General features: G+C 67.3%; 22 protein-coding genes. 14 read left to right on the top strand and 8 right to left on the bottom strand.

The features are described from left to right. Positions 1 to 513: 513 nt before the first annotated feature. From ABZ840_RS08175 to ABZ840_RS08155, 5 genes are all read left to right on the top strand, one after another. Entirely contained in the window at positions 514 to 1,056 is a 543-nt protein-coding gene (locus tag ABZ840_RS08175) for a sigma-70 family RNA polymerase sigma factor (RefSeq protein ID WP_361555123.1), read from the top strand. After that, the gene (locus ABZ840_RS08170) at positions 1,053 to 1,865 is read left to right on the top strand and encodes a hypothetical protein (RefSeq protein ID WP_361555120.1); all 813 of its coding nucleotides are present in this window, start codon (positions 1,053 to 1,055) and stop codon (positions 1,863 to 1,865) included. The genes ABZ840_RS08175 and ABZ840_RS08170 overlap by 4 nt, the downstream gene beginning before the upstream one ends. A gap of 80 nt (positions 1,866 to 1,945) precedes the next feature. Next, positions 1,946 to 2,194, top strand: coding sequence for a hypothetical protein (locus ABZ840_RS08165; protein ID WP_361555117.1), 249 nt, complete (start codon positions 1,946 to 1,948; stop codon positions 2,192 to 2,194). Between the two features lie 134 nt (positions 2,195 to 2,328). Beyond that, positions 2,329 to 2,649 (top strand): hypothetical protein, encoded by a 321-nt coding sequence (locus ABZ840_RS08160; RefSeq protein ID WP_361555114.1) that lies wholly within the window; start codon positions 2,329 to 2,331, stop codon positions 2,647 to 2,649. Further along, on the top strand, positions 2,649 to 2,951 hold the full coding sequence (locus tag ABZ840_RS08155; protein WP_361555111.1) for a hypothetical protein: 303 nt from the start codon (positions 2,649 to 2,651) through the stop codon (positions 2,949 to 2,951). Before ABZ840_RS08160 ends, ABZ840_RS08155 begins: the two co-directional genes overlap by 1 nt. Positions 2,952 to 3,345: 394 nt before the next feature. On the opposite strand, the gene ABZ840_RS08150 is transcribed toward ABZ840_RS08155, so the two are convergent. The 3 genes from ABZ840_RS08150 to ABZ840_RS08140 form a co-directional block, all read right to left on the bottom strand. Next, positions 3,346 to 3,561 carry a hypothetical protein gene (locus ABZ840_RS08150; RefSeq protein WP_361555108.1) on the bottom strand — a complete coding sequence of 72 codons (216 nt, stop codon included), beginning with the start codon at positions 3,559 to 3,561 and terminating at the stop codon, positions 3,346 to 3,348. A gap of 242 nt (positions 3,562 to 3,803) precedes the next feature. Further along, entirely contained in the window at positions 3,804 to 4,550 is a 747-nt protein-coding gene (locus ABZ840_RS08145; RefSeq protein WP_361555105.1) for an aminoglycoside phosphotransferase family protein, read from the bottom strand. A gap of 698 nt (positions 4,551 to 5,248) precedes the next feature. Next, on the bottom strand, positions 5,249 to 6,187 hold the full coding sequence (locus ABZ840_RS08140; RefSeq protein ID WP_361555102.1) for an alpha/beta hydrolase: 939 nt from the start codon (positions 6,185 to 6,187) through the stop codon (positions 5,249 to 5,251). 227 nt (positions 6,188 to 6,414) lie between these two features. Between ABZ840_RS08140 and ABZ840_RS08135 the strand changes: the two genes are divergently transcribed. Continuing rightward, positions 6,415 to 6,999, top strand: coding sequence for a TetR/AcrR family transcriptional regulator (locus ABZ840_RS08135; RefSeq protein WP_361555099.1), 585 nt, complete (start codon positions 6,415 to 6,417; stop codon positions 6,997 to 6,999). Between the two features lie 309 nt (positions 7,000 to 7,308). Further along, complete coding sequence (locus ABZ840_RS08130) at positions 7,309 to 7,737, top strand: VOC family protein (RefSeq protein WP_361555096.1); 429 nt, start codon at positions 7,309 to 7,311, stop codon at positions 7,735 to 7,737. A gap of 270 nt (positions 7,738 to 8,007) precedes the next feature. Here ABZ840_RS08130 and ABZ840_RS08125 read toward each other — a convergent pair whose 3' ends face one another. Together ABZ840_RS08125 and ABZ840_RS08120 are read right to left on the bottom strand one after the other, a co-directional pair. Next, on the bottom strand, positions 8,008 to 8,610 hold the full coding sequence (locus tag ABZ840_RS08125) for a LysE family translocator (protein ID WP_361555092.1): 603 nt from the start codon (positions 8,608 to 8,610) through the stop codon (positions 8,008 to 8,010). A gap of 655 nt (positions 8,611 to 9,265) precedes the next feature. Further along, positions 9,266 to 9,469, bottom strand: a complete 204-nt coding sequence (locus ABZ840_RS08120; protein WP_361550724.1) for a cold-shock protein — start codon at positions 9,467 to 9,469, stop codon at positions 9,266 to 9,268. Positions 9,470 to 11,172: 1,703 nt separating this feature from the next. On the opposite strand from ABZ840_RS08120, the gene ABZ840_RS08115 reads away from it, so the two are divergent. The 3 genes from ABZ840_RS08115 to ABZ840_RS08105 all read left to right on the top strand — a co-directional run bounded on the left by ABZ840_RS08115 (position 11,173) and on the right by ABZ840_RS08105 (position 12,486). After that, a complete protein-coding gene (locus tag ABZ840_RS08115) occupies positions 11,173 to 11,646 on the top strand; it encodes a hypothetical protein (RefSeq protein ID WP_361555089.1) in 474 nt (157 codons plus the stop codon). Between the two features lie 263 nt (positions 11,647 to 11,909). Beyond that, on the top strand, positions 11,910 to 12,188 hold the full coding sequence (locus tag ABZ840_RS08110; RefSeq protein ID WP_361555086.1) for a hypothetical protein: 279 nt from the start codon (positions 11,910 to 11,912) through the stop codon (positions 12,186 to 12,188). Then, a complete protein-coding gene (locus ABZ840_RS08105; protein WP_361555083.1) occupies positions 12,175 to 12,486 on the top strand; it encodes a hypothetical protein in 312 nt (103 codons plus the stop codon). Before ABZ840_RS08110 ends, ABZ840_RS08105 begins: the two co-directional genes overlap by 14 nt. 573 nt (positions 12,487 to 13,059) lie before the next feature. On the opposite strand, the gene ABZ840_RS08100 is transcribed toward ABZ840_RS08105, so the two are convergent. After that, the gene (locus tag ABZ840_RS08100; RefSeq protein WP_361555080.1) at positions 13,060 to 13,545 is read right to left on the bottom strand and encodes a hypothetical protein; all 486 of its coding nucleotides are present in this window, start codon (positions 13,543 to 13,545) and stop codon (positions 13,060 to 13,062) included. A 1,112-nt stretch (positions 13,546 to 14,657) separates the two neighbouring features. Here ABZ840_RS08100 and ABZ840_RS08095 point away from each other — a divergent pair. The 4 genes from ABZ840_RS08095 to ABZ840_RS08080 all read left to right on the top strand — a co-directional run bounded on the left by ABZ840_RS08095 (position 14,658) and on the right by ABZ840_RS08080 (position 19,920). Continuing rightward, entirely contained in the window at positions 14,658 to 16,139 is a 1,482-nt protein-coding gene (locus ABZ840_RS08095) for an FAD binding domain-containing protein (protein WP_361555077.1), read from the top strand. Continuing rightward, positions 16,136 to 18,565 carry a xanthine dehydrogenase molybdopterin binding subunit gene (gene xdhB, locus ABZ840_RS08090; protein WP_361555074.1) on the top strand — a complete coding sequence of 810 codons (2,430 nt, stop codon included), beginning with the start codon at positions 16,136 to 16,138 and terminating at the stop codon, positions 18,563 to 18,565. Before ABZ840_RS08095 ends, xdhB begins: the two co-directional genes overlap by 4 nt. Before the next feature lies 1 nt (position 18,566). Then, positions 18,567 to 19,376 carry a xanthine dehydrogenase accessory protein XdhC gene (gene xdhC / locus ABZ840_RS08085; protein ID WP_361555071.1) on the top strand — a complete coding sequence of 270 codons (810 nt, stop codon included), beginning with the start codon at positions 18,567 to 18,569 and terminating at the stop codon, positions 19,374 to 19,376. 166 nt (positions 19,377 to 19,542) lie between these two features. Next, positions 19,543 to 19,920, top strand: a complete 378-nt coding sequence (locus ABZ840_RS08080; protein WP_361555068.1) for a nuclear transport factor 2 family protein — start codon at positions 19,543 to 19,545, stop codon at positions 19,918 to 19,920. 121 nt (positions 19,921 to 20,041) lie between these two features. Here the strand turns inward: ABZ840_RS08080 and ABZ840_RS08075 are convergent, their stop codons facing one another. Then, positions 20,042 to 22,906, bottom strand: a complete 2,865-nt coding sequence (locus tag ABZ840_RS08075) for a M48 family metalloprotease (RefSeq protein ID WP_361555065.1) — start codon at positions 22,904 to 22,906, stop codon at positions 20,042 to 20,044. Next, on the bottom strand, positions 22,903 to 23,424 hold the full coding sequence (locus ABZ840_RS08070) for a hypothetical protein (RefSeq protein WP_361555062.1): 522 nt from the start codon (positions 23,422 to 23,424) through the stop codon (positions 22,903 to 22,905). The genes ABZ840_RS08075 and ABZ840_RS08070 overlap by 4 nt, the downstream gene beginning before the upstream one ends. Between the last annotated feature and the right edge of the window lie 143 nt (positions 23,425 to 23,567).

Genomic DNA, 23,567 nt, shown 5'->3' with positions numbered 1-23,567 from the left:
CACCATGCTCGAAACCCACCGCGCGCCCGCCTCCCCGGCATGCCGCATGACGCTCGGGTGCCGCCGGCGAGCCGGCCATACAAGGCGGAGGGCCCGGGCGCGTTCGCACTTGTTGGGACACACGAGAAAGTGGATGCTCCTGTTTCACATGTTTCTCTGGATCCGCTTGCACATTCGAGGTCCTTTTTCGATTGGCTGGCCCCAAGGGCAAAGGCGCCCTTGAGTGCCGACGCGGGGGGCGAGCACTCCTCAGCCGTTGAGAGGACGACAGTCAGTGCATTCCGACATGGCCGCTCACATACCGACGTGGGCTGTGGGTACACCGCGACGGGTCGCCGCCGATGCACGCACCGCAGGACAGGGGGTGGCCTCCCACGGGGTGGCCTCCCAGGGGGTGGGCGTGCGGACCGGAGCGAGCCGCCTTGCAGCCCAGCCGGGCTGCACCCGCCGCGCCGATCATCGGGAGGGCGCACTGTGACCTCCCGCCACCCCAACCCCTGGAGCGCCGCATCCGTGGCCGAGGCCCACTTTTCTGCGGTCCTCCCGCTGGACTTCACGGCCTTCTTCATGCAGCACCACCGCGCCTACCTGCGCTACGCCTGCCTCCAGCTGGACGAGGAGCGCGAAGCCGAGACGGTGGTCGAGGACGTCTTCGCCGAGCTCGCCGCCGACTGGAGCGAGGTCCTGCGCCAGCCGAATGTGCCGGCCTATGCCATGGCCGCGCTCAAAGAGGCGATCGCGCAACGGATGCCCAAACACAAGCGGCAACCCTTCGTGGCCAGCGCCGCGTTCGCCGCCGCCCGGAAGGCCAGCCGGGCACAGCTGAACATCCTCGAATCCCAGCTGGGCCTGTACGCGGCGATCGCCCGGCTGCCGGAACGGCAGTACGACGTGATCGTCCTGCGCTTCGTGCTCGGCTACAACCCCAAACAGGTCGCCCACATCATGGGCGTCACCTACGCCACGGTCCGATCCCACATCTCCGGCGCACGCCGCCGCCTCGCCCGCGAACTGCGCATCGCCTGGGAAGAACCGCAAGAGGAGGAACAGGCATGAGCCGGAACAACCGCAGGCCTGCCCGCATCGACCAGGAACTGGCCGGCGCAGAGGTCCTGGCCGACGCCTACACCGACTACGACGCGCAGGCGGCCTTGAACCGCATCGCGCGGAAGGTGGTGTGGCGCAAGGCCACCACGCTGGAACAGCGGGCCCGCAACGCCCGCCACTTCAACCACTGCCGCGAGCTGCGCGAGGAGCCTCCCGCCCCCGTCACTCCCCTGCACGCCCGGGCAACCGCCCAGCTGGGCGCGCTCTCGTCCCGGGTGATCCGCAATCCGGCAGCCATCGCTGCCATGGCGCTGCTGGTCGATGACAGACACCGGATCGAGCCGGCCGGCGCGCTGGCGTTCGCCTGCCTGCTTTACCTCGCTGACCGCCAGGAGGCAGCGCAGTTCTGGTGGCAGTTCGCCGCCGGTGCCGGCTCTGCGACCGCCGCCCACTGCCTCTACCTGCACCACGTGCAGCTCGCCGAGCAGTCCGACGCCCTCCACTGGCACCGCCAGGCCCTGCATATGTACGACCAGGAGGTCGACCCCCTGCTGAGTGAGCGGCCGGCGCTGCTGAAACCAACGCCGGACTGCCTGCTCCCCGGGGGCGAGCTCGACGTCGAGGTGGTGGTGGAAGTCAAGCGCTCCACGGCGTCGCGCCGGGCGTACGAGGCCCGCTGGTGGGTGTTCACCACCTCCCTCACCAACGCCGTGCACCGGCTGGAGGCCGAGGGCGACCCTGACGGCGACTTCGACGACATTCCGAAGATCGATCCGGAGCTCGCCGCCGAGCTTGAAGTCTGCACCACCGCCCCCTGATCCGGCCACCGCTCCACCGATGCTGCACAAGGCGGGGCCCGCAATCCGGCGGGCCCCGCCGCAAGGGAGGCTCACAAGAAGTGACCCTGCATATCGACCCCGTCGCGGGCCTGGTCTTCCTCCTCGGCTGCGCCGCGGCATACGGGGCCTACCGACACTCCAAGCGCAGCCGCACCGCAACCTCGGGCACAGGAGATCTCGTGGGGGCGATAACCGCCGGCGCCGCCGTGGTCGCCGTCGCCGGCTTCCTCTTCGGCGCCAGTACAACCGAGGAAGACCAAGGGCAACAACAACCGGTCACCACACAGCACTCGCAACCACCCCGCTGACACGGCCGCAATCCCGCCGCTGATGCCGTGAGCGCCTACGACAAGGTGCCCCGTACGTCTCCTCCCTATTGCTGCCACGCGGCAACGACACAGAGGCGTACTTCGGGCAATCTTGGCCAGCACAGTCAACATGCATGGTGGGCTTGGAGGCGGACTCCACCGTCACCCGCCGCGGCGGCATATCCGTGCAGATCGAGCACGACGACATCAAGGGCTGCACGCCCGAGATGCTCCAGTGGTGGTTCGAGAACCTCGCCGGCATCACCACCTGGAACGGCGAGGAGTTCTCCGGCCCCGAGATCCTCAACTACCACCCGTGGCACCACCGCGACCACATCCGCATGACCCCGCTCACCGACGCCCCCGACGGCACGAAGAACAACGGGTTCCGGGTGGGGCGCTCTCCCGGATCGACGAGCAGTTCAACGACTACCGCGACCGCATCCACCAGGTGATGCGCACCACGAAGCTCGACACCACCGAGTTCTCCTTCGACATCCTCGGCCCCGGCGGCATACCGGGAGGCCGCATCACCCACCAGTACGCACCAGCGCCGGGAGGCATCAGCTTCTACGCCGAGACCGTCATCGAAGTCACCGCTCCCGTCCTCGGCCGGCTGATGAACCGGATCCTGCGCCCCCTCCTCTTCTCCAAGGCGACCGCCGACCACTGGATCCGCCACAACACCCAGGAGACCGGCCGCACCCATGACATCCTCCCCGCCCTCTATGCCGCAGCCCACCCCGAGGGGCGGTAAGGCGCACATTCGCCATGTCTTGGTCAGCGCAGGGACGTTGGGGCCAGACGAATCTCGTGAGAGCGGGTTCGGATCCACAGCGGTGCAGGGGCCGGAGGGGCGGGCCGGCTGGGATGTGATGGGCGCCTCTTGTGCGGCCGCATCAGCCGCCTGGTCACGGGGGTGATCGTGGTCCAGGCGATCTGCAGCCTATCCCGTGCGCAGGACCGCCGCCCGTTGTCTGTCATGCCGGAGGACTTCCCGGAACCGGCCCACTCATGTCGGCTCAGGCCGGCCTCCCGCCTGCCAGCGGGCTGGATGACACGGCCAGCGACATCACTTCACATCGACATTGATCACTCATCGCCGGCGCAAGTGACTCCCGGACTCGTGTCGAAACGACATCCACGGAGAACTACATGGCCAAGCCGTCACGGTACTCCACGCGGTATGGGCCGTCCGTACCGTCGCGCCACGCCTGCAGGAACTCAGCTGGTGCTTCCGGTATCCGTTCCAGCACCACGAAATGGTCGCCGTCGGCGCCGATACTCTCCAGCAGCGCCGTCAACTCGGCGTCCGGCATCCGCACCCGATCCGGCGCGCTCTCGGTTTTCACTGTGATCGGAAGCATGGCCTCATGATGACCGCGCCGACCGCGGTGATGACCACGGGGTGTACCGGGACAAGGTCCGCGGGTCCAGATCACCGCTCACCTCGCCCGGCGCAGGACCGGGCACAGCTCCGGCCTGGACGGCGTGTACTGCTGGGTCCCTGGGATGGCCGATCGCGCTGCTGCAGTGGTGGGCCACCGTCCCGAGAGCTGGTCTGCTCGATGTACCGGAACGCACTCGCCGCAGCCGGGCCAGCGCAGCCTCACATCCGGGATCTCAGCACGTCGACTTCACAACCCGGCGCAAACGGATCGAAGCCATGCTCGACGAGCCAGCGAACCCCCAGCAGGCTTCGCAACGACCACCACGCGCGGATCACGTCGAGGTCGACGTCCGTGCCATAGCCGGCGACGATGTCGCCGAGGCGCTCCTCGTTTCCGAGCGTCAAGGTGGCAAGGTCGTACAGGGCATCACCTTGGCCCGCCTCGGACCAGTCGATGATGCCCGTGACCTCATCGCCCTCGACAAACACGTGAGACACCTGCAGGTCACCGTGCGTGAGCACCGGAGTCCACGACCGGAGCGCGGCCTCGGCGACCTGGCGGTTGCGGGCGACCAGGTCGACGGGCAGGACGCCGTTCGTCACGAGCCACTCGCACTCGCCGTCGAGCTCCGCCGCCAACTCGTTCAGGCCCCGGCCGGCCCGGCCGGTCCGGGCCGGCAGCGGCGCGTCGTGCAGTTTCCGGATGGCGGCGCCTGCCGCGGCCCATGCCGCCGGGGACGCGGTCGACGGCTCGCCGAGGCGGCCGAGCGCCGTCCCCGGGACCGCAGCGATCGCGAGCACGGGCGGCTTGCGCCACAAGACCTTCGGAGTCGGGACCGGCGCCAGTGCCATCGCCTCGACCTCGACGTCCATGCGTGCTTGATCGGCGTCCACCTTCAGGAACACGTCGCCAACGCGCAGGGTCGCGCGCTCGGAATGGGCAACGACCACCTTGACCTCATCCATGCCGACCAGGATCCCGGACAACCGTCCACGTCGCCGGGATTATTGCGTCGGCTGCATGGCTGACCGCTCCGCGCTGCCCGGCGGCCTCATGCAGGGCACCGATGGCCAGGTCAAAAGCACCACTCCTGTTGGTGGTTGTTGACCAACAACATCGCGATCCCTCGGTCGTCCGGGCCGTACGGCTGCGGGCCCGGGGCGGTTCACAGGATCACTGGGCAGGGCAGCTTGCTGCGGCAGCGTGCGGTGTCGGCCCTCTTCGTGGGTGTGCAGAACCAACTGGTGCAGTTGGCCGGTCCCCAGTTCCGCGTCGGCACGGCCATGGGTGGAATGGTCAGTATCTCCGTGACGACTGCGCTGTTACACGGGTTCCCATGTCAGAGCCTGTGCAGCACCGCCCAGGTCGACATGCAGCTGACCGAGTCCGAGCGGGGCGCAGCTGACCGCTGGGTATACGCGATGGGCACCTGACCCCAGGGCAACATCGACTGGTCCCGGGGGGGGAAGTGCCGCTACGACCCGGAGCGTCATCGCGCCACCATCTACGACCAGCAACGGAATCTCGTCGAAGACCTGGTCGTCGAGGCTGCTGAGGTGACGGCCCAGAGCAAGCCGTAACGAAGCACTGATAGGGCAGTCAGACTTCGTGGGCTGAGTTTCGCGCGGCCTGGGGCGGTACGGTCGGGTACGTTCGACGGGTGTCAGTCGTCGTCGGCGATGAAGTCTGCTATCGCGGCAGCGACAGCTTCGGGCTGCTCGTCGGGGATGAAGTGGCCAGCGTCGGGCACGACGATTCCGGTGGTGTTGTCGGCCCATGGGCTGATGGCGGCGGCCATGTCCGGAACGGAGCCGTGGCTGCTGGAGATTCCGAGGATGGGCACGGTCAGGTGCCGCTGCTTGAGCGCCTCGCGGTTCTTACGCGCTGACTCCGCGGCGTCTCGGTAGTACGCGAGAGAAGCGCGCAAGCCGCCGTCGACGGCGATGGCGGCCGCGTAGTGGTCGAGTTCGGCGTCGTCGAATGTGTCGGGAGACAGGGCCTTCACCTGCAGGAACCAGCCGACGTACTCGCGTTCACGGCCGGCAAGCAGCGTCTCGGGCAGGTCGGGCACGGTATGGAACGCGAAATGCCAGGTTTTCCACGCCCGATCCGGGTCGGTGGGAATCGTCTCCGGGAGAGTGATACCGGGAATTCCGGCGTCGAGCAGAGCGACCCCGCGCAGGTGGCTCTCGAAGTTGAGGGCGAGGGAAAAAGCGACCCAGGCGCCGATGTCGTGGGCGACCAGGGAGTAAGTCGACACTCCGAGAGCCTTCACGGCTGCGTGGACGTGCGCGGCGACCGTGTGCGTGTCGTAGCCGCGCTCGGGACGCTCGGAGTGGCCCTGACCCGGCAGGTCGATCGCGATGACGCGGAACCGGTGGGTGAGGCCGGGCATCACCTTTCGCCAGGCCCACCAGGTTTGCGGGAATCCGGCGAGCAGGACGACGGCCGGGCCGCTCGGCCGTCCGCCTTCGACGACATGAAGGCGGACGCCGTCCGCGTCGACCCAGCGGTGGGTGAATCCGGCGAGACGCTGCAGGGGCAGGTCGGGGACGGGGTTGCTTGCGGAGACATGCGGAGTGCTGGTTGCTGGGCCGGTCACGGGGATCCTCCATCGGTGTCAGGTTCGGTGTCAGGTGTGCGGTTGGGACGGTGTGGCTGACGGCGGTGACTGGGACCACGTGGTGTGTTTTCTCGCGCGGTCGCAGGTGCGCGGCATGCCTGGCCATGGCCACGCTTGAAGACTAACGCATCTTGAACTGACCAGTCCAAGATAGAATGGTGCGCAACACAGCCCGAACCATCGACGCATCGGCAAGGAAGTCCCGCGTGGCAGGCAAGAAGCAGTTCGACATGGACACGGCGCTCGACGCCGCGATGATCCAGTTCTGGCGCGACGGCTACGCCGACACCTCATTGGACGACTTGTCCCGGGCAACCGGCCTGAACCGCAGTTCCATCTACTCCTCCCTCGGCGGCAAGGACACGCTCTTCCTACGCTGCCTGGATCGCTACGCCGCGCGCTACGGCGAGAAGTACGACGCCGCCCTGTCGCGTGCAGCCTCGGACCCCGTTGCCGCTGTTCGCGCGTTTTTCGACGTCACCCTCGAGCGCATCGCCGATCCCGAACTACCTGATGGATGCCTGATCGCCCAGTCGGCCATGGCGATCCCGGTGCTGAGTCCGAGCGTCGCCGCGCACGCCAAGCAGTCGCTCGGTTTCCAGCGCCTGCGCCTGCGCACCGCACTGAAGGCCGGCCGACTGACCGACCAGGACGCCGAGACCTTCGCCGTGCACGCGGCGGCTGTGAACCAGTCGCTCGCCGTCATGAGCAGGGCCGGTGCGAGCCCGGCACAGCTCCTGGCCATCGTGGGCGTGACCGTTGACGCGCTGTCGCAGGCGCTGCGCGCATAGCGAATCCGATAAGGCCGTCGGACTCGCAGCCCGGTACGCACAGTCATCTACGGCGACGCCATCGCCACCACATCCGGCATCACCGCCTCCCCCTGCCCTGGTCCCGATGGCGCGCCGGCCGCGGTTCGCACGTCCCCCGTCGTACGTACCGCGACCCGGCCATAGCACGGAGAGCCGACGCCAACCGGCGACCGGCTCGCCCTGCTCGCCGACCTGCGATGCCGGCCTGTCCCTCGTGGTCGTCCCTGTCGACAACAAGCCTCTCCACGCCGGGAGATGGGCAAGTGAATCCCCTGCTATGGTGCGCTGATGTCATCGATCAGGCAGGTCCAGGTCACCTTCGACTGCGCGGAACCTGAGCGCCTGGCTCGCTTCTGGTGTGAGGTGTTGGGGTACGTCGTGCCACCGCCGCCGGAGAGGTTTGCCACGTGGGACGATTTCAAGCGCGCGCAGCCACCTGAGCAGCAGGATGCATGGTTTGCCTGCATTGACCCTTCAGGCGTGGGCCCGCGACTGTACTTTCAGCGCGTTCCCGAAGGGAAGGCAGCCAAGAACCGGGTGCATCTTGATGTGCGGGTCGGCACCGGCCTTGTGGGTAAGGAGCGCCTCGCCGCGCTGGAGGCCGAGTGCGCACGACTGGTACCGCTCGGAGCAGTACATGTGCAAACGCTGTACGACGGCAACGATTCGTGCATCCCGATGCTGGACATCGAGGGCAACGAGTTCTGCATCGACTGAAGGGGCCGCGCAGGCGCCCGTGTCGCTCCCCTCGCAAACAGCTCCAACACGCAATCCGGCCTGCCGCCCCCGCACAGACACTTCCGGGAGTTCTGCCATGCCACGCCTACGACCTCTGTCGGGGCCGATGGCGTGGCCCCCCGTTCTGCCGCGGATGCGCGGGATGTCCTCCAACAGCCCAAGCCGCTCGCGCCGGCCAAGACCGATGCCCAGCTCTGAGTGATGGCCGGGGCACCAACGCCTGCGGTGGCCGCTTGCAGCGCTCAGCTGTCAGCGCACGGCGACCGCCGCACCCGTTCGTTCGGTGGCAATCTTGACGGCGAAGCCCGCCAGCGCGGTGCCCATCACATAGCGGTGCAGGCGCTGCCACAGAGGGTGCCGGGCGAAGAACCCGGCGACGGAGCCGGCCGTCACGATGAAGAACGCATTGCCCGCGACCCCCACCGCGATCTGGGTCAGCCCCAACAGCAGCCCTTGCAGACCGACATGCCCGCGCTCAGGGTCGACGAACTGCGGCAGCAGCGAGATGTAGAGGATGGCCACCTTGGGATTGAGCAGACAGGTGAGGAAGCCCATCAGGAAGAGCTTGCGGGGCCCGTCCTGCTCCAAATCCTGCGTCGCGACCGCGGATCGGCCGCCGGGCCGGATGGCCTTCCAGGCCAGCCAGAGCAGGTAGCCCGCTCCGGCCAGCTTGATCGCCAGGTAGATCTCCGGCACCAGCGCGAAGACCGTGGCGATACCGGCGGACACTGCGAAGAGGTAGGCCAGGAATCCGAGGGCGACCCCGGCCAGCGAGATCAGTCCCGCCCGGCGGCCCTGGCTGATCGAGCGGGAGACCAGGTAGATCATGTTCGGCCCCGGCGTCAGCACCATGCCGAGCTCCACCAACGCGATCCCCGCTATTGCGCCCAGCCCGATCACAGCACTACCTCCGTACACACGTTCGCCTAGAGGCAACCTAGCAGCCCCAGGCCACGTGCGGTGCAGCGTGCCGAGCCGAGACAGCTGTCACCTCGCCACGCCAACTGCCAGCAAGAAGCGAGGTCGCGGCACCAGTTGACCCTCGCGCGGTGGAAGACATGGCACTGAGGACGGGGAAGGGGCCGTCGTGGCTTGTGCCGGACGACCGGTGGGGCCAGGTAGAGCCTTGCGTCCGGTGTGGCAGCAACGGCTTCGCAAGCTCCACCGTTCATCACTCGATGACCGGGGATTGCCTACAGGGAGTCCTGTTCGTGCTGCGAACGAGGAGCTGGCGGGAGTGGCTGCCGCAGGATCCCGGCTTCGGCTCGGGCAAGACCCACTGACGCCGGCTGCGGGACTGGCCCGAGGCCGGGGCTGGGCTCGGTCGCACCGCACCAGGTACTGCTGACCGACGTGCACCGCACCGGGGTCCTGGACTGGTCGCGGGGCCCAAAACGGAGCCAGCCCGGTCGACCCCACACGGCCTGTACCGAGGCAGTGCAGAAAATCAGAAACCGGTCCACGAGGCTCGGGCGGAGTCTCGTGGACCGGTCACCGTCAGGCTTGCTCAGGCGAGGGTGATGTTCTCCGCCTGGGGGCCCTTCTGGCCCTGGGTGACCTCGAAGGTCACGGCCTGGCCCTCCTGTAGCTCGCGGAAGCCGGTGGCGTTGATGTTGGAGTAGTGCGCAAAGACGTCCGGACCCCCGCCGTCCTGCGCGATGAAACCGAAGCCCTTTTCAGAGTTGAACCACTTCACGGTTCCGCTGGCCATGCTCGTGCCTCTCCATCGTTGTCGGGTCCGCACCGCGCGGCCCCGGAGGTGATCGCCCTGGTCCGGCACACACACCAAGACGCCCGCGCCGGAGCACGGGCAGGACCACGACAGCTGACGCTGACGCTACACGCCGAAACCGCCCACCACCAGAGAGCAACGATCTTCAGCCATCAACAATCACCACTACCCACCCGCGCGCCACGCCCGGCACCCCCACCTGGCCGCACACCGGAGGGGATGAAGCGCGGCCGGCTCGGACAGAAAGTGGTGGCGCCGACGGCGTCCTTGTCGAGCGAGGTTCAGAGTTGCTGAGCCACCCGATCAGTTAAGACATTGCGCTGAGCGAGGCCGTGAGCCCACCTGTGCTAACAGAGAACAGATGAGACGTTTGCCGGGCGAGGTAAAGGCGGCACCTGCATGAACGGACCCTTGCCACCTTCCTCGATATCGCGCCTAACTACCCACTCCCGCCAAGCACGGCAGAGCACCCGTGCAATGCGAGCGCGAACCACAGCGCCGTGAAAACCGTCTTGACGGCCGTACCGTTTTTCTGTAGCACAGCCGTATGTTCACGCTTCGCGCCGAAGGGGCGGAGATGAATCAAGCTGATAGAGAGCACATGACTCGCCGTTCATTCTTACGGCGTACCGGAGTATCGCTGGCCATGTGTGCAGGCACTCTGAGCATGACCGCACACGGGTGCCCCGAGCCCCGGCCGCCCCGCCGGGTGAAACCACCAAAACCGCAGCTGCCCAACCCTCAAATCCCACAGAGCCCTACGCCGCTCCGTCCACCTGGCCCGCCCCGCTGATATGTCATGTCATGCCGACAGTAATTCTCCTGCAAGCTGCCCCGACCGCCATCCAGTAGACATCCGGGACGGCTGGAGTTCGTAGGGCCAGCGTTGCCTCGCATCCTCAAGAAGCTCAGGAGGCGGGGAGGTCCCGCTTGCCCCTGGAACGTCGAGGCGCCGACCGGGCATCTTCATTTTGACGACACGTCCCCGCGATCAGCGTCTGCGCATCGTTGCGACCACAACCCCGTCGCCGTCGTCGCGATGACGAGGACAGCCGCCGTCGCACAACTGGTCGCGGCCCAGTGCAGGTACGCCACCCTCCTGCGGCCGATGTCTCGCGCCTGGACGGCGACCAGGACCGCACAGGGGGTCCGCGGCGAACGCCACCGGCTGCTGCCGTTCTCCCACCGTATTGGGCACCGGACGCATGCTGGAGCAACCGTCCAGGACCGGCCCCGCCACCACCGGCAGGAGCCGTCCGGACACCGCCCGCTGAACAGAGGATTCTGCCTACTGCTGAAGGACCTGCAGTTCGGTGTCGCTTGCTTGCCCCGACCGATCGCGGGACCGAATGCAGGCCCTCAGCGGAAACCGCATGGCAATTTGCGGCGCTCGCCCGCTTGTCACCACCTTTCCGACGGCGGTTGCCTGCGTGATCGGATCCAGGCAGCGTGGAGCGATATTGGACACCTTTTCGCGCGCACAGCAAAATCGACGAGAAACTACCCGAGGAGAGGCCATGCCAAGCGGCCCTCAGCGCTACCCCGGAGCGTCCATCCGATATTGGTTCCAGAACAAGTTTCCGGGGGAAGTTCAACAGGTAAATACGGTCGTGCTGCACACCACAGAGGGCACCACAGTTCCGTCATACGCCGGCGGATCCACGGCCCCCAATTTCACACTCATGCCGGATCTGCACACCAAACGGATCGTCATCTACCAGCACTTCGATTTCGACCGTTCCAGCCGAGCGCTCGCCAACAAGCCCGGTGGCGTACAGACGAACACTCTCAACGTCACTCAGGTGGAACTGGTAGGCACCTGCGACCCCGTGACCCGCGATAAGTGGGTGAAAGCGAGCCGTTCGCACATCTTCTGGCCGCAAGCTCCCCTCTGGGCGCTGGAGGGCCTGGCGGAGCTCCTTCTGTGGGCCCACCGGGAGCACGGGGTACCCCTGACGGGACCGGATTCCTGGAAGGCCTACCCCGGTTCGTACGGCGCCACGGCTGCTCGTATGACGGCTTCGCAGTGGAACAACTTCCGGGGGATTTGCGGCCATCAGCACGTACCTGAAAACGATCACGGCGATCCCGGATCTCTAAACTTCCGCCACATAATGGAACTGGTCAAGAAAAAGAAATCCGAGGCCAACTTATAACCATCATGGGAAGCCATGGGAAGCCATCACGGAGAGCATCGTGACCACGTGGATCTGGGCGCGCGTCGGACAGAACGATTCTCGCGCCAGAACGATTCTCGTGACATTCCGGGCAGCGTTCGAGTCGTATAGGACTGTTTGCTGCACGAATTCCCGGCTGCCGGTTACGGTGCCGAACACGGAAGTTCCGCGGGCCGGGAACGAAGCAGGTCTACAGCCGCTGGCAGCGGAGGCTGCGTCTCTCCGGCTCCGACGCGGACGGCGTGCCCGGCAAGTTTTCGTTGACCGCGCTGGCCAAGAAGCACGGTATAGAAATCCGCGGCAGATTCGCCGAGGACTGCGTCGACCCCATCCACACCGGCCAGATCGACTTCTCCGGACGCGGCTCATGGGCCGCCGGCCGTGCCGCGTGCGAGAAGTACATCCGCAAGGCCTTGGACATCATCGGGTTGGCCGAGCGCTACTGGCTGCCGGTCCTGCTGACGATGGCCCTCGCGCGAGACCTCGTACAACGCGCCGGGGCACCAGATGAACACCCGTGACGGCAACGCCAGGAACGTCCCCGAGCTGTTCGGCGGGCGGAGCGCACCGGACGGGTTCAAGGGCATGTGTTTCCGGGGCATGCTCCAGACGATCCCGCAGACCTTCGCGCGGCACCACGCCACGGGGGCCAGCCAAAAAATCTATGATCCGGTCGCCTCGGCGGCCGCCGCGAGCAACTACTTCATGTTCCGTTACAAGGTGGCTCAGGACGGCCACGAGCTCGCCGCGAAGGTGCGACAGGCCAACCCGAATAAGACTGGTGGCGGAATTTTGCGAGAGCCCGGTGACGGTCGTTGAATGAGCCCGGCGCTGATTCCGGACACCGACGCTCGCCCAGGTCCCGTTCGTAGCTGCGAAGCGCATAGCGCGTCTCGGTTGCGGCACACGCTACGACCACGGCCAGCGAGGGCTTCCGCATTGAGGGCCCGGTTACCGCGGCAGGGGGCTCGGTACGCCGCACAGGCGTCCGGAATTGCAGCCGCCCACCAGTGCCGCGATGTCACCGCTCTCTTGACCAGTGGTGTCTGGTTACGAGGCTCTGACCTAGGCGCTGAACTCAATTCTGCACAGCTGAGACCGACGTTCTGCGCACTGGTCTGTTCAGTGCGCAGCCCCCCTTGGCCCTTGGGTGCAAGGGAAGGTCGAGCGATAAGTAGCGGGCGGCGATGCCGTAGTGCTCGTCGAGCGCCCCCTGAAGCCCCCAGGTCGTATTCGTGGTGATCGCGCAGCAGCGCGACCTGGTCCGGGTCGTGGCCAAGCTCAAGCAGGTCGTCTGCGTGAAGGGCCGAGGTCCGGCGCTACGCGTACTCGATGGCCCCGGAGCGGCAAAGCCCGGGGCCATCGCCGTTGGCGTAGCGCCGCACATGGGCGTCAGACGGAGGTGATCTCCAGGGTGACCGTGGAATAGATGCTGCTCACGGTGCCCAGCCCGAGGGTGCACACCGCAGTGTCGGTGGCGGCTCCGACGTTTGTCTGGACCACTGAGTCGCCTGCGAACAGTCCGCTGGTGACAGTGCCGGTCGTGACGACGGTGAGCGTTGCCCCCGCAAGGCTGGATTGCACGTTGGCCTGGACGGTGGAGGTCTGGCCGGTGTTCCAGGTGATCGTGAACGTGATGCGCGTGGGGGCGAGAAGTTCAAGGCAGGAGAGTGTGCCGGTGAGATGAGAACTGCGGATGCCCGAGGTCACGCCCGGCTGGGTGAGCGACGTGCAGGGGCCGTATTGGGTGGTGGTGTCGATGGTCGTCGGCTGTGGCCTGTTGCTCAGCGGCGGGCTGTACCTGATGAGGTTGCTGCTGGGCGGTGTGCAGGTCAGGTCCAAGGGAGCGGCGCTGGCGGGGCCGGCGGTCGTCAGCATCCCGGCGAACGATAAGAGGAGGGCAGCGACACCGGCGAGGACGGTACGTGGACGCACGGGGCTCCATTCCGAGTTGCGGGCAGGACGGGCGAGGGAGAAGGTCGCATGGGGTGGAGCTTCCGGAATCCTGGAGCGGGCACTGCCCGCCAGTGCCGGACACACGGGGGCACCGTGCGGTCTCCTGGTTTGCTCTGGGACCACTCGCCTCATCGCCCACTCAAGCGGCGGCCGACGAGACGGACAAGGGGGCCTCACGGGAGCGTGTGGCGAACCGGCCATCGGGAGTGGCTGCTCCAGACGGTCTTCGGCTACCGCCACAGCGAAGACTTCTTCACGATAGCTCCGGCAGTTCAGCATCAATCCCGGGCCCCTTCAGCCCGAGGCTTATCGATCACGAGCAGTGCTGCAGAACGTTCACCACTACGACGAACCGAAAGCCTTCACGAACCAACGGTCGGACGGGACCAACATGACAGCCGCTTGACACGTTCAGCTCGTCCTATCAGGCCTGTCCCACCTGGTAGCTGGGTGCTGTCCGAAAGCGACTCCGATCGGTCGGACGTCCGCAGGGTTCTTGCCGTCGCGCATCCGGACCGAGAGCCGGCGCGTAGACAGACGCGATGACGACGTGATGGCCGACAAGACTGCGTCCTGGCTGCCCGGCAGCCGTCGGCTCCCTCTGCCCTGGCGCTGCGCACGACGCTGAGGCCGCAGTCGACGCCAGGTCGAGATGGCCAATAGCAACCTCTTGACGCGTGTACTCACTGCGGCTAGCTTTCCGTAGGAACTGCGTCATGATCACTGAGAGGAGGCGACCGGCAGATGTACACCAGCTCTGATCTGGGTCGCCTCGCCCAGTGCACGGTCTGGGTTCCGGGCCGCATCGCGCACGGCTGCTGAATACGCTGTCTTCACGTGCCCTTTGACGGCACTTTCCGGGTGTCCCGCCACCTCTTCTCCGGGTACCCGTCTTCCTCCTTTCCGCATGCCGACACTGTCGTTGCGTGCGTCTAGCTTCCGCTTCTCTCGCGTGGCGGGCCTGACACAGAAAGCTGCCTTGAATTGGCGAACATAATGAATCGACCGGTCGTGTGCCGAAGGGAAGGCCTGGCATGGTAGAGGCGCAGATCACGGTCAACGGAGAAGAAACACCGATTTCACCTGCCGCCCCTCACACCACGGTGTTGGATTTCCTGCGTGAGCGTGGCCTCACGGGCACCAAGGAGGGCTGCGCCGAGGGTGAGTGCGGCGCGTGTTCGGTGCTGGTGGCGCGTCCCGGAGTGGACAAGCCCACCGACTGGGTGGCGGTCAACGCCTGCCTCGTCCCGGTCGCGGCGCTGGATGGTCAGGAAGTCATCACCTCTGAAGGTCTGGCCGCGGAGGGCGAGCCCGGTACGCCGCCTGCTCTGCATCCGGTGCAGGAGGAGATGGCCGTCCGCGGCGGCTCTCAGTGCGGCTACTGCACGCCAGGGTTCATCTGCAGCATGGCAGCCGAGTACTACCGGCCGGGCCGCTGCGCACACGCGGAGCAGGAGCAGGAGCAGGGACCGGCCGAGAACGCCGACGCCGAGCACGGGCCGAACGGCTTTGATCTGCACTCGCTGAGTGGAAACCTTTGCCGCTGCACCGGCTACCGGCCGATCCGCGACGCCGCGTACGCGGTCGGCCTGCCCACCGACGAAGACCCGCTGGCACAGCGTCGCGACCAGTCCCCGCCCGTGCCCGTCGCCACTGAGTACGCCCGGGACGACAGGGTTTTCCTGCGTAGGAACACGCTCGCCGAGACGCTGCACGAATTGCGCGAACGGGCCGATGCCATCGTGGTCGCCGGCTCCACCGACTGGGGTGTAGAGGTCAACATCCGTTCCCGCAGGGCGGATTGTGTGATCGCCGTGGACAGGCTCGCCGAAATGCGCGAGCTGCGCGTCGAACCGGATTACCTCGAGATCGGCGCGGCGCTCACCCTCACCGAGATCGAGCGTCGTCTGGATGGCGACGTCCCGCTGCTGGCGGAGTTGTTCCCGCAGTTCGCGTCCCGGCTGATCCGCAACGGTGCGACCCTCGGCGGCAACCTGGGCACGGGGTCCCCCATCGGCGACAGCCCGCCGGCGCTGCTCGCGCTGGAGGCGTCGCTGGTGCTTGCTGACGCCGACGGCGAGCGCGTGGTCCCGCTCGCGGAGTACTTCACCGGTTACCGGCAGAGTGTGCGCCGTCGGGACGAGCTGATCCGCGCGGTGCGTATCCCGCTGCCGCTGTCACCCGTCGTGGCCTTCCACAAGATCGCCAAGCGGCGTTTTGACGACATCTCCAGCGTGGCGGTCGCCTTCGCGCTGGACATCGAGGACGGAATCGTCCGCAAGGCGTGCATCGGCCTGGGCGGCGTGGCCGCCACCCCGATTCGCGCCCTCACCACGGAGGCAGCTCTGGTGGGCAAGTCGTGGACGGAGGAGACTGTGGCGGGTGCAGCCAGCGTGCTCCAGGCAGAGGGCACGCCGATGAACGACCATCGCGCCAGCGCCGACTACCGCTCCGCGATGCTCGGCCAGAGCCTGCTGAAGCTGTACGCGCAGACCACCGAGGCGGTGTCGTCATGAGCCAACTGTCCCAGCGTCCCGAGAAGCCCGTCGTCGGCGTCCCCATGCCGCACGAGAGCGCCAACCTGCACGTCACCGGTACCGCGCTCTACACCGACGACCTGGTCCAGCGCACCAAGGACGTGCTGCACGCCTACCCGGTGCAGGTCATGAAGGCCCACGGCAGGATCACCGCGCTGCGCACCGAGCCCGCGCTCGCCGTGCCCGGCGTGGTACGCGTACTCACGGGAGCCGACGTGCCCGGCGTCAACGACGCCGGCATGAAGCACGACGAACCGCTCTTCCCGAATGAGGTCATGTTCCACGGCCACGCCGTCGCCTGGGTGCTCGGCGAGACCCTGGAGGCGGCCCGGCTCGGAGCGGCGGCCGTCGAGGTGGAACTCGACGAACTCCCCTCCCTGGTAACGCTGCAGGAAGCAATCGCGGCAGGCAGCTATCACGGCGCCAAGCCCTTGATGGTGCACGGCGACACCGACGCGGGCTTCGCCGAATCCGCCCACGTATTCACCGGCGAGTTCCAGTTCTCCGGACAGGAGCACTTCTACCTCGAGACGCACGCCGCGCTGGCCCAGATCGACGAGAACGGGCAGGTGTTCATCCAGAGCAGCACCCAGCACCCCTCCGAGACTCAGGAGATCGTCGCGCACGTGCTCGGCTTGGCCAGCCACGAGGTGACGGTGCAGTGTCTGCGGATGGGCGGTGGCTTCGGCGGCAAGGAGATGCAGCCGCACGGGTTCGCTGCCATCGCCGCGCTCGGCGCCAAGCTGACCGGCCGCCCGGTCCGGTTCCGGCTCAACCGGACCCAGGACCTGACCATGTCCGGCAAGCGCCACGGTTTCCACTCCACGTGGAAGATCGGCTTCGACGCGGACGGCCGCATCCAGGCCCTGGACGCCACGCTGACCGCGGACGGCGGCTGGAGCCTGGACCTGTCCGAGCCGGTGCTGGCCCGCGCGTTGTGTCACATCGACAACACCTACTGGATCCCGAACGCACGCGTCGCCGGCCGTATCGCCAAGACCAACACGGTCTCCAACACCGCATTCCGCGGCTTCGGCGGCCCGCAGGGCATGCTGGTGATCGAGGACATCCTCGGCCGTGTCGCACCGCAGCTCGGGCTGGACCCCATGGAGCTGCGGGAACGCAACTTCTACCAGCCCGGCCAAGGCCAGACGACACCGTACGGACAGCCGGTCACGCAGCCCGAACGCATCTCCACTGTCTGGCACCAGGTGCAGAACGAGGCCGGCCTCGCCGATCGTAAGCGCGAGATCGCCGCCTTCAATGCCGCACACCCGCACACCAAGCGGGCCCTTGCGCTCACCGGCATCAAGTTCGGTATCTCCTTCAACCTCACCGCCTTCAACCAGGGCGGCGCGCTGGTGCTGATCTACAAGGACGGCTCCGTCCTGATCAACCATGGCGGCACCGAGATGGGCCAAGGCCTGCACACCAAGATGTTGCAGGTGGCCGCGACCACACTGGGCATTCCGCTGCACAAGGTCCGCCTCGCCCCGACGCGTACCGACAAGGTGCCCAACACCTCGGCCACCGCCGCGAGTGCCGGTGCCGACCTCAACGGTGGGGCGGTGAAGAACGCCTGCGAGCAGTTGCGCGAGCGGCTGCTCCAGGTGGCCGCCACTCAACTGGGCGCGAACGCCTCGGACGTACGCATCGTCGAGGGCGTCGCGCGAGCTCTGGGCAACGCCACGGAGCTGGCCTGGGACGACCTGGTGCGTACCGCGTACTTCCAGCGCGTTCAGCTGTCGGCGGCCGGTTTCTACCGGACCGAGGGTCTGCACTGGGACGCCAAGACCTTCCACGGCTCACCGTTCAAGTACTTCGCTCATGGCGCTGCCGCGACGGAGGTCGAGGTGGACGGCTTCACCGGAGAATACCGCATCCGCCGCGTGGACATCGTGCACGATGTCGGCGACAGCCTGTCCCCGATGATCGACATCGGTCAGGTCGAGGGTGGCTTCGTACAGGGTGCGGGCTGGCTGACCCTTGAGGACCTGCGCTGGGATACCGGTGAAGGTCCGAACCGTGGCCGGCTGCTCACCCAGGCCGCGAGCACCTACAAGCTGCCGAGCTTCTCGGAGATGCCCGAGGAATTCAACGTCACGCTCCTGGAGAACGCCACCGAAGAAGGTGCCGTCTACGGGTCCAAGGCTGTGGGAGAACCTCCGCTGATGCTGGCGTTCTCGGTGCGCGAGGCACTGCGGCAGGCCGCTGCCGCGTTCGGGCCGAGCGGGGTCGGTGTCGAGTTGGCATCACCCGCAACGCCGGAAGCGGTGTACTGGGCAATCCAGAATGCTCGTCGGGCTGCTCTCCAAGCCGACGCCTCTCAGGAGGAGGTTGCCACCGGCGGACGGGCCGTCGGCCGCCGAGCAGGAGTCGCTGCTGAAGAGTTGAGCGGTGCCTGACATGGCCTGGGTCGCTGCGGTCGCACGGTTGCGGGCCCGCCGGGAGTCCGGCGTGCTCGTGACCGTGGCGACCGTGCGCGGCCACGCGCCGCGCGACGCCGGCGCGAAACTCGTCGTGGGTCAGAGCGAGACGTGGGGTTCGATCGGTGGGGGCAATGTCGAGGCCGTCGCCATCGACCGGGCCCGGGAGATGATCGCCGCGTCCAAGCCGGAGCCGGAACTGCTGGATTTCGCCCTGAATGACAAGGTGGTCAACCGGCACGGCGTGCAGTGCTGCGGTGGCACGGTTTCGATCCTGCTGGAGCCGCTGCCGGCCGTGCAGGCGGTGGCAATCTTCGGCCTCGGCCACGTCGGGCTGGAACTGGCGCGCATCCTGTCGCGCCAGGATCTCGACCTCCACCTCATCGACACACGCTCCGACATGCTCACGCAGGAGCGGCTCAACCCGCTGTCGGACGCGGTGGCGCAGGTCCATGTGCATCACACGCCGTTGCTTCCCGAGGAAGTGCTGGCGGAGCTGCCGCGCGGCGCCCACGTCCTGATCATGACCCACGATCACGCCGAGGACGCGGCGTTGTGCGACGCCGCTCTGCGCAGCCAGCAACTCGGCTCCATCGGGCTGATCGGATCGGCAGCCAAGTGGGGCCGGTTCCGCAAACGCCTCGCCACAGAGGGCGGCCACGACGAAGCAACCATCGCTCGCATCAAGACCCCGATCGGGATGGCAGACATCACCGGCAAGGAACCAGCAACCATCGCTGTGAGCGTGGCTGCCGACTTGCTGCGCACTTTCGAAACCGAGGTGACCTGAACTCGGGCTCGTGAGCGTCACCGGGCGTACCGGATCGGGACGCCCGCAGCTTGTGCTGCCGGGGCTTCCCCATTCATACTGCCTGCCGCCTGTTGTCGGGAGCAGAGGCTCCCGACAACGGCCCGCCTCTCGTAGACAGCCGAGTCTTTCACGGCATACTACGCTTATGGATCATGTAAAGGCGCAAAGCTTCGTTGCCTCCTGGATAGCAGCGTGGAACGCGCACGACCTGGACGCTCTACTGACACACTTCACCGACGACGTGACCTTTCGCTCGCCGGTAGCCGCGCAGCTGCTCGGCGGTGACGGAGTCATCCGCGGAAAAGAGGCGCTGCGCGCCTACTGGGCGGAAGGGCTACGACGCATACCCGACCTGCGGTTCGAGGTGGTCGGCAGCTACGTGGGTGTGAACAGCCTGGTCATCAACTACCGCAACCAAAAGGGCGGCTTGGTCAACGAGGTGCTGCTCTTCGACGGTCCGCTGGTGAATGAGGGGTACGGAACTTACCTGGGCGAGGACGCCAACCCCGCTGGCGCCCGGTGAGTTGAGTCTGTGGGTTTGCCCCCAGGCGGTCGTCGCATGGGGGCAATTGGACGCCGGACAATTCAGGTCGGCGCAGGAGGCAACGCGCCGGGCTGTTGGGCACCGCTCCCACCCTCAAGGCCTACGGGCTGGGATTCGGGGCCGCTGCCCGGATCTCGTCGAAACGGCGTCCCATCTTCTCGCTGAAGGCTGCCGCTTTGTCGATGTCGTCCATGGACTTGTTGAATTCTCGTTCATCGCCCTGGTCGAAGCTGTGTGAGCAGGCCTTTGCCGCCTTCTGCATGAGGGCGTTGTGCTGCTGCCACTGCTCGTCGGCGCGGGCGTCCGGGATCGGGAAGTATTTTCCGGCGTCCTTGGCGATCCGGCCGAATTTTCGGCAGATCGGCTCGAAAGCGGATTCTTCGATGATTCCTCCCGCGTCGGCGCCTTTGGTGAACGCATCACCGAGAGCATGATGGGCGTCACCGAAGCGGTTCAGGAGGTCTCCCCCACCGAACTTCAGCCAGTACTCCAGTTGTGCTCTTTGGATTACCGGGGTGCCGGCCGCGGCGCGGGGTACCTGCGAATAGGCGCGGTTCCGGTTCTCCAGCCCCTCGCCCGATGTTCCCTCCCGGTCGGTCTCCGCCGCGGCCGCCACCGTGGCGGACATGACGACGGTGCATATGGTGGCCACGGCAGTCCGCCGGAGGTAGAGCCTTCGCCGGTTCTCCGGCTGCCGAGCGGCCACCGAATGTCCCTGGTCGCGGCCTCGGAGTCGTTGAAACGCCAGCACGGCCGTAGCGGCGATGGTGACGACGAGTGCAGTGGAGATGAGCACAGGTGCCAGGAGTGGCCAGGTGACAGTCCATGCGGGCGACGGCACCCAATGGCACGTGGAGGCCAGGGTGCTGAGGGGCTCGATGCATCCGTCGACGGACATCAGGAGGTGGGCCCCCAAGAGACCCGTCAGCGCAGTGATTTCGGCGGTCAGCAGGGTGCTGTAGAGCGGGTAGCGACCCAGCCGGTTGGCGAGGAGCGCACCGGTCGTCGCCGAGAAGGTCACCAGGACGACGAGCATCCAAGCGCTCAGGCTCACCGAGTACAGGCCGCCACGCTGCCCCGATGGCGGCTGCCAGGTGTGCAGGTATGCCTTGGCGACAGCGATGCCGCCCCAGCTGGCAAGGCCGCCCAGCAGCGCGGCCAGCAGCACGGGCCGCAGCGGCGGCAGTGCCGGCCTGGACTCCTCCGCCGTGCTCTCTCCCGAAGCTTGCCCCTCTCGGTGGCCCCGTCCGGTCGTCCAGGCCAGCAGCGGCACCACGCACAGCGCGCAGACAGCAGTCAGAACAAGGGGCTGGATGAATCCGGTGAACACTTCGAACCACACAGAAAGCGCAAACACCATGCCCTGGTGCTCAGCGACCGGCCCGGGGAAGGTCAGCTCCGTCTCCCGGCGGGCCGCATCCATGTCGAACCATCCGCCGACCAGATTGATCCCGAACGTGTCCCACCAGACCATCCACGCCGTCAGCAGCAGACAACCCACCGCCATGACCAGCAGCATGGCCGGCCCTCGTACCCGCCGGGGCCATGCTCTCAGCCACAGCTGCGAGGACTCCGCAATCCACCAGGCGAAAAGCACCCCCGCGGCCACGACCGCGGCAAGAACTTCAGCATGGGGCGGCAACCAGCGCGTAGTGGATACCTGCTGCGTCGCCACTGCGCCGACAGCCATCCCTGCACCCAGCCACAATCCAGCACGCACACCGGACAGCACGCGCCTTTCGGTGAGCACGGCATGGGCCACAGCACGCCACAGCGCAATCCCCGCAACCGCGGTGACCGCAGCGGCCCCCAGCAGCGGCACCACATACTCACGCCATCCACTGCCGCCGCCCAGCAAGGTCCCTGCCTGATTGGTGATCACCGGCGCGGCGATGCCGGTCAGGAGCATCGGCAGTGCCTGCACGCCGAACAGCATCGCGGGATCCTCCAGCGCGCCCCGCCGCAGGTCCCAGCGGGGATGGGTACGCCACACCTCGACAAAGCGGGCCCAGCTGCGCCTGAGCCGCCCTTCGGGCCCGGGCGGCACCGGAACCGCCCAGCCGCGCGGGTCCGCGCCCCCGCTCACCGCCGCCAGGTCGGCGTACACCTCGCGCATCCGCAGTACGTCGGCGCGGGCCAGGTACACCAGCACGGTCAGGAACGCGGAAACGATGAGCGCCCGCCACACGGTCATCTGCTCGGCGTGCCGGATGGGCGACTGGAACGATGTGACGATGGCTGCCACGCACCACACCAGGTACGGCAGCAGGACCAGGGCGAGGAACACCCGCCACAGGGCGACGGTGGCGTACGTCAGCGTGACGTCGCCGTTGCGCACGTGGGCGAACTCGTGCAGCAGCACCGCCCGGAAGCCCTCCGGGTCACCGGACCTGCGGGCCAGCAGGCCGGCGTGGAGGCAGACGGTCGGACGCCGGTTGCTTCCGTACACCGCCGCGCCGGCCGACAGCGCGGTGGGCGCGACGACGAACCGCGGTGTGCGGGCCAGCCCGGCCTGGGCAGCCGCTTCGTGCAACGTACTGCGGATCTCCCCCGTACGGTCGACGTCCTCCAGCGGAACGTGCCGGCCGCGCCACATCTTCCAGGCCGGCAGGGCCCGGAACACCAGCGCGGACGCTAGAAGTACCAGGACGGGCCACAGGAGGCCGAGGAGGTCCGGCGGCGGCTCCGGGGCGTACCGGGCTTGGCAGGCCTCCAGGGCTTCGGCGTGCAGGACCATGCCGATGCTGCTGGCCATGTCGTCGATCCGGTTCGGGTCAACGCCGGCGGCGAGCATGCAGCCGAACGAGTTCGCGTCCGTCTCGCTGAGGCGGCGGGTGAGCGAGACGCTGATCATCATCGAGCCACTGCTCACCAGCAGCAGGATGACCAGCAGTACGAAGCGCGGGGTGGTGCCGGCGCCGATCGCCCGCTCATCGAACCGGCGCCGCAGGTCCGGCGTGGTCATCGCGGCTGGTCCTCGTCCGCGGCTTCGTCCGCAACGTCGTCGGCGGGCCTGTCCTGCCCGCCCTGGGCGGTGAGCGCGAGTCTGACCACCACCGCGTCGGCGATCGTCTCCGCGCGCCGCGCGCTCAGACCGCGCTCAGCACCCACCCTGAGTACCAACTCGTGTACCTCACGCAGCTGTTCATGACTCAAGGCCGGGACCACCGTTGGTTCCGCCCGCCTGCGGAAGACCCTCCGGCCGACCGCCTTCACGCCCCTGGTGGCGCTGATCGCGGCTTGGCCGCCGAGCTGGCGCGCCGCTTCATGCACCGCGAGCCACACCACGGGGGTGACCAGTACAGCCACCTCGTCCAGCCCGAACCCGAGCGGATCCTGCTCACTGCGCCCGCGGCCCATCCGCCGGGCCACGACCTCCTCGTCCAGCGCCATCAGCCCGTCCACCACGGGCAGTTCCACCGCGGCGATTTCGGCCACCACGTCCCTGACCACATCGCCGGCCCGTACCCCACCAGAGGTCATGTCCCCCGCCCTCCGTGCCACCGCCTGAAAACCGAAGCCTCAGGATGCACTCCCACAACAGATTCGCCAACAGCCGTGCATGGCAACGGACATCGCAACCAAGGGCGGCAGCGCCTCGCGGCCGATGAGGAGAGGCAAGAGGA

The sequence above is a fragment of the Streptomyces sp. NPDC047117 genome, assembly GCF_040643545.1.
Classification (GTDB): Bacteria; Actinomycetota; Actinomycetes; order Streptomycetales; family Streptomycetaceae; genus Streptomyces.
Note: the sequence above shows the minus strand (reverse complement) of the source record. Positions and strands in the feature narration are given on the sequence as shown.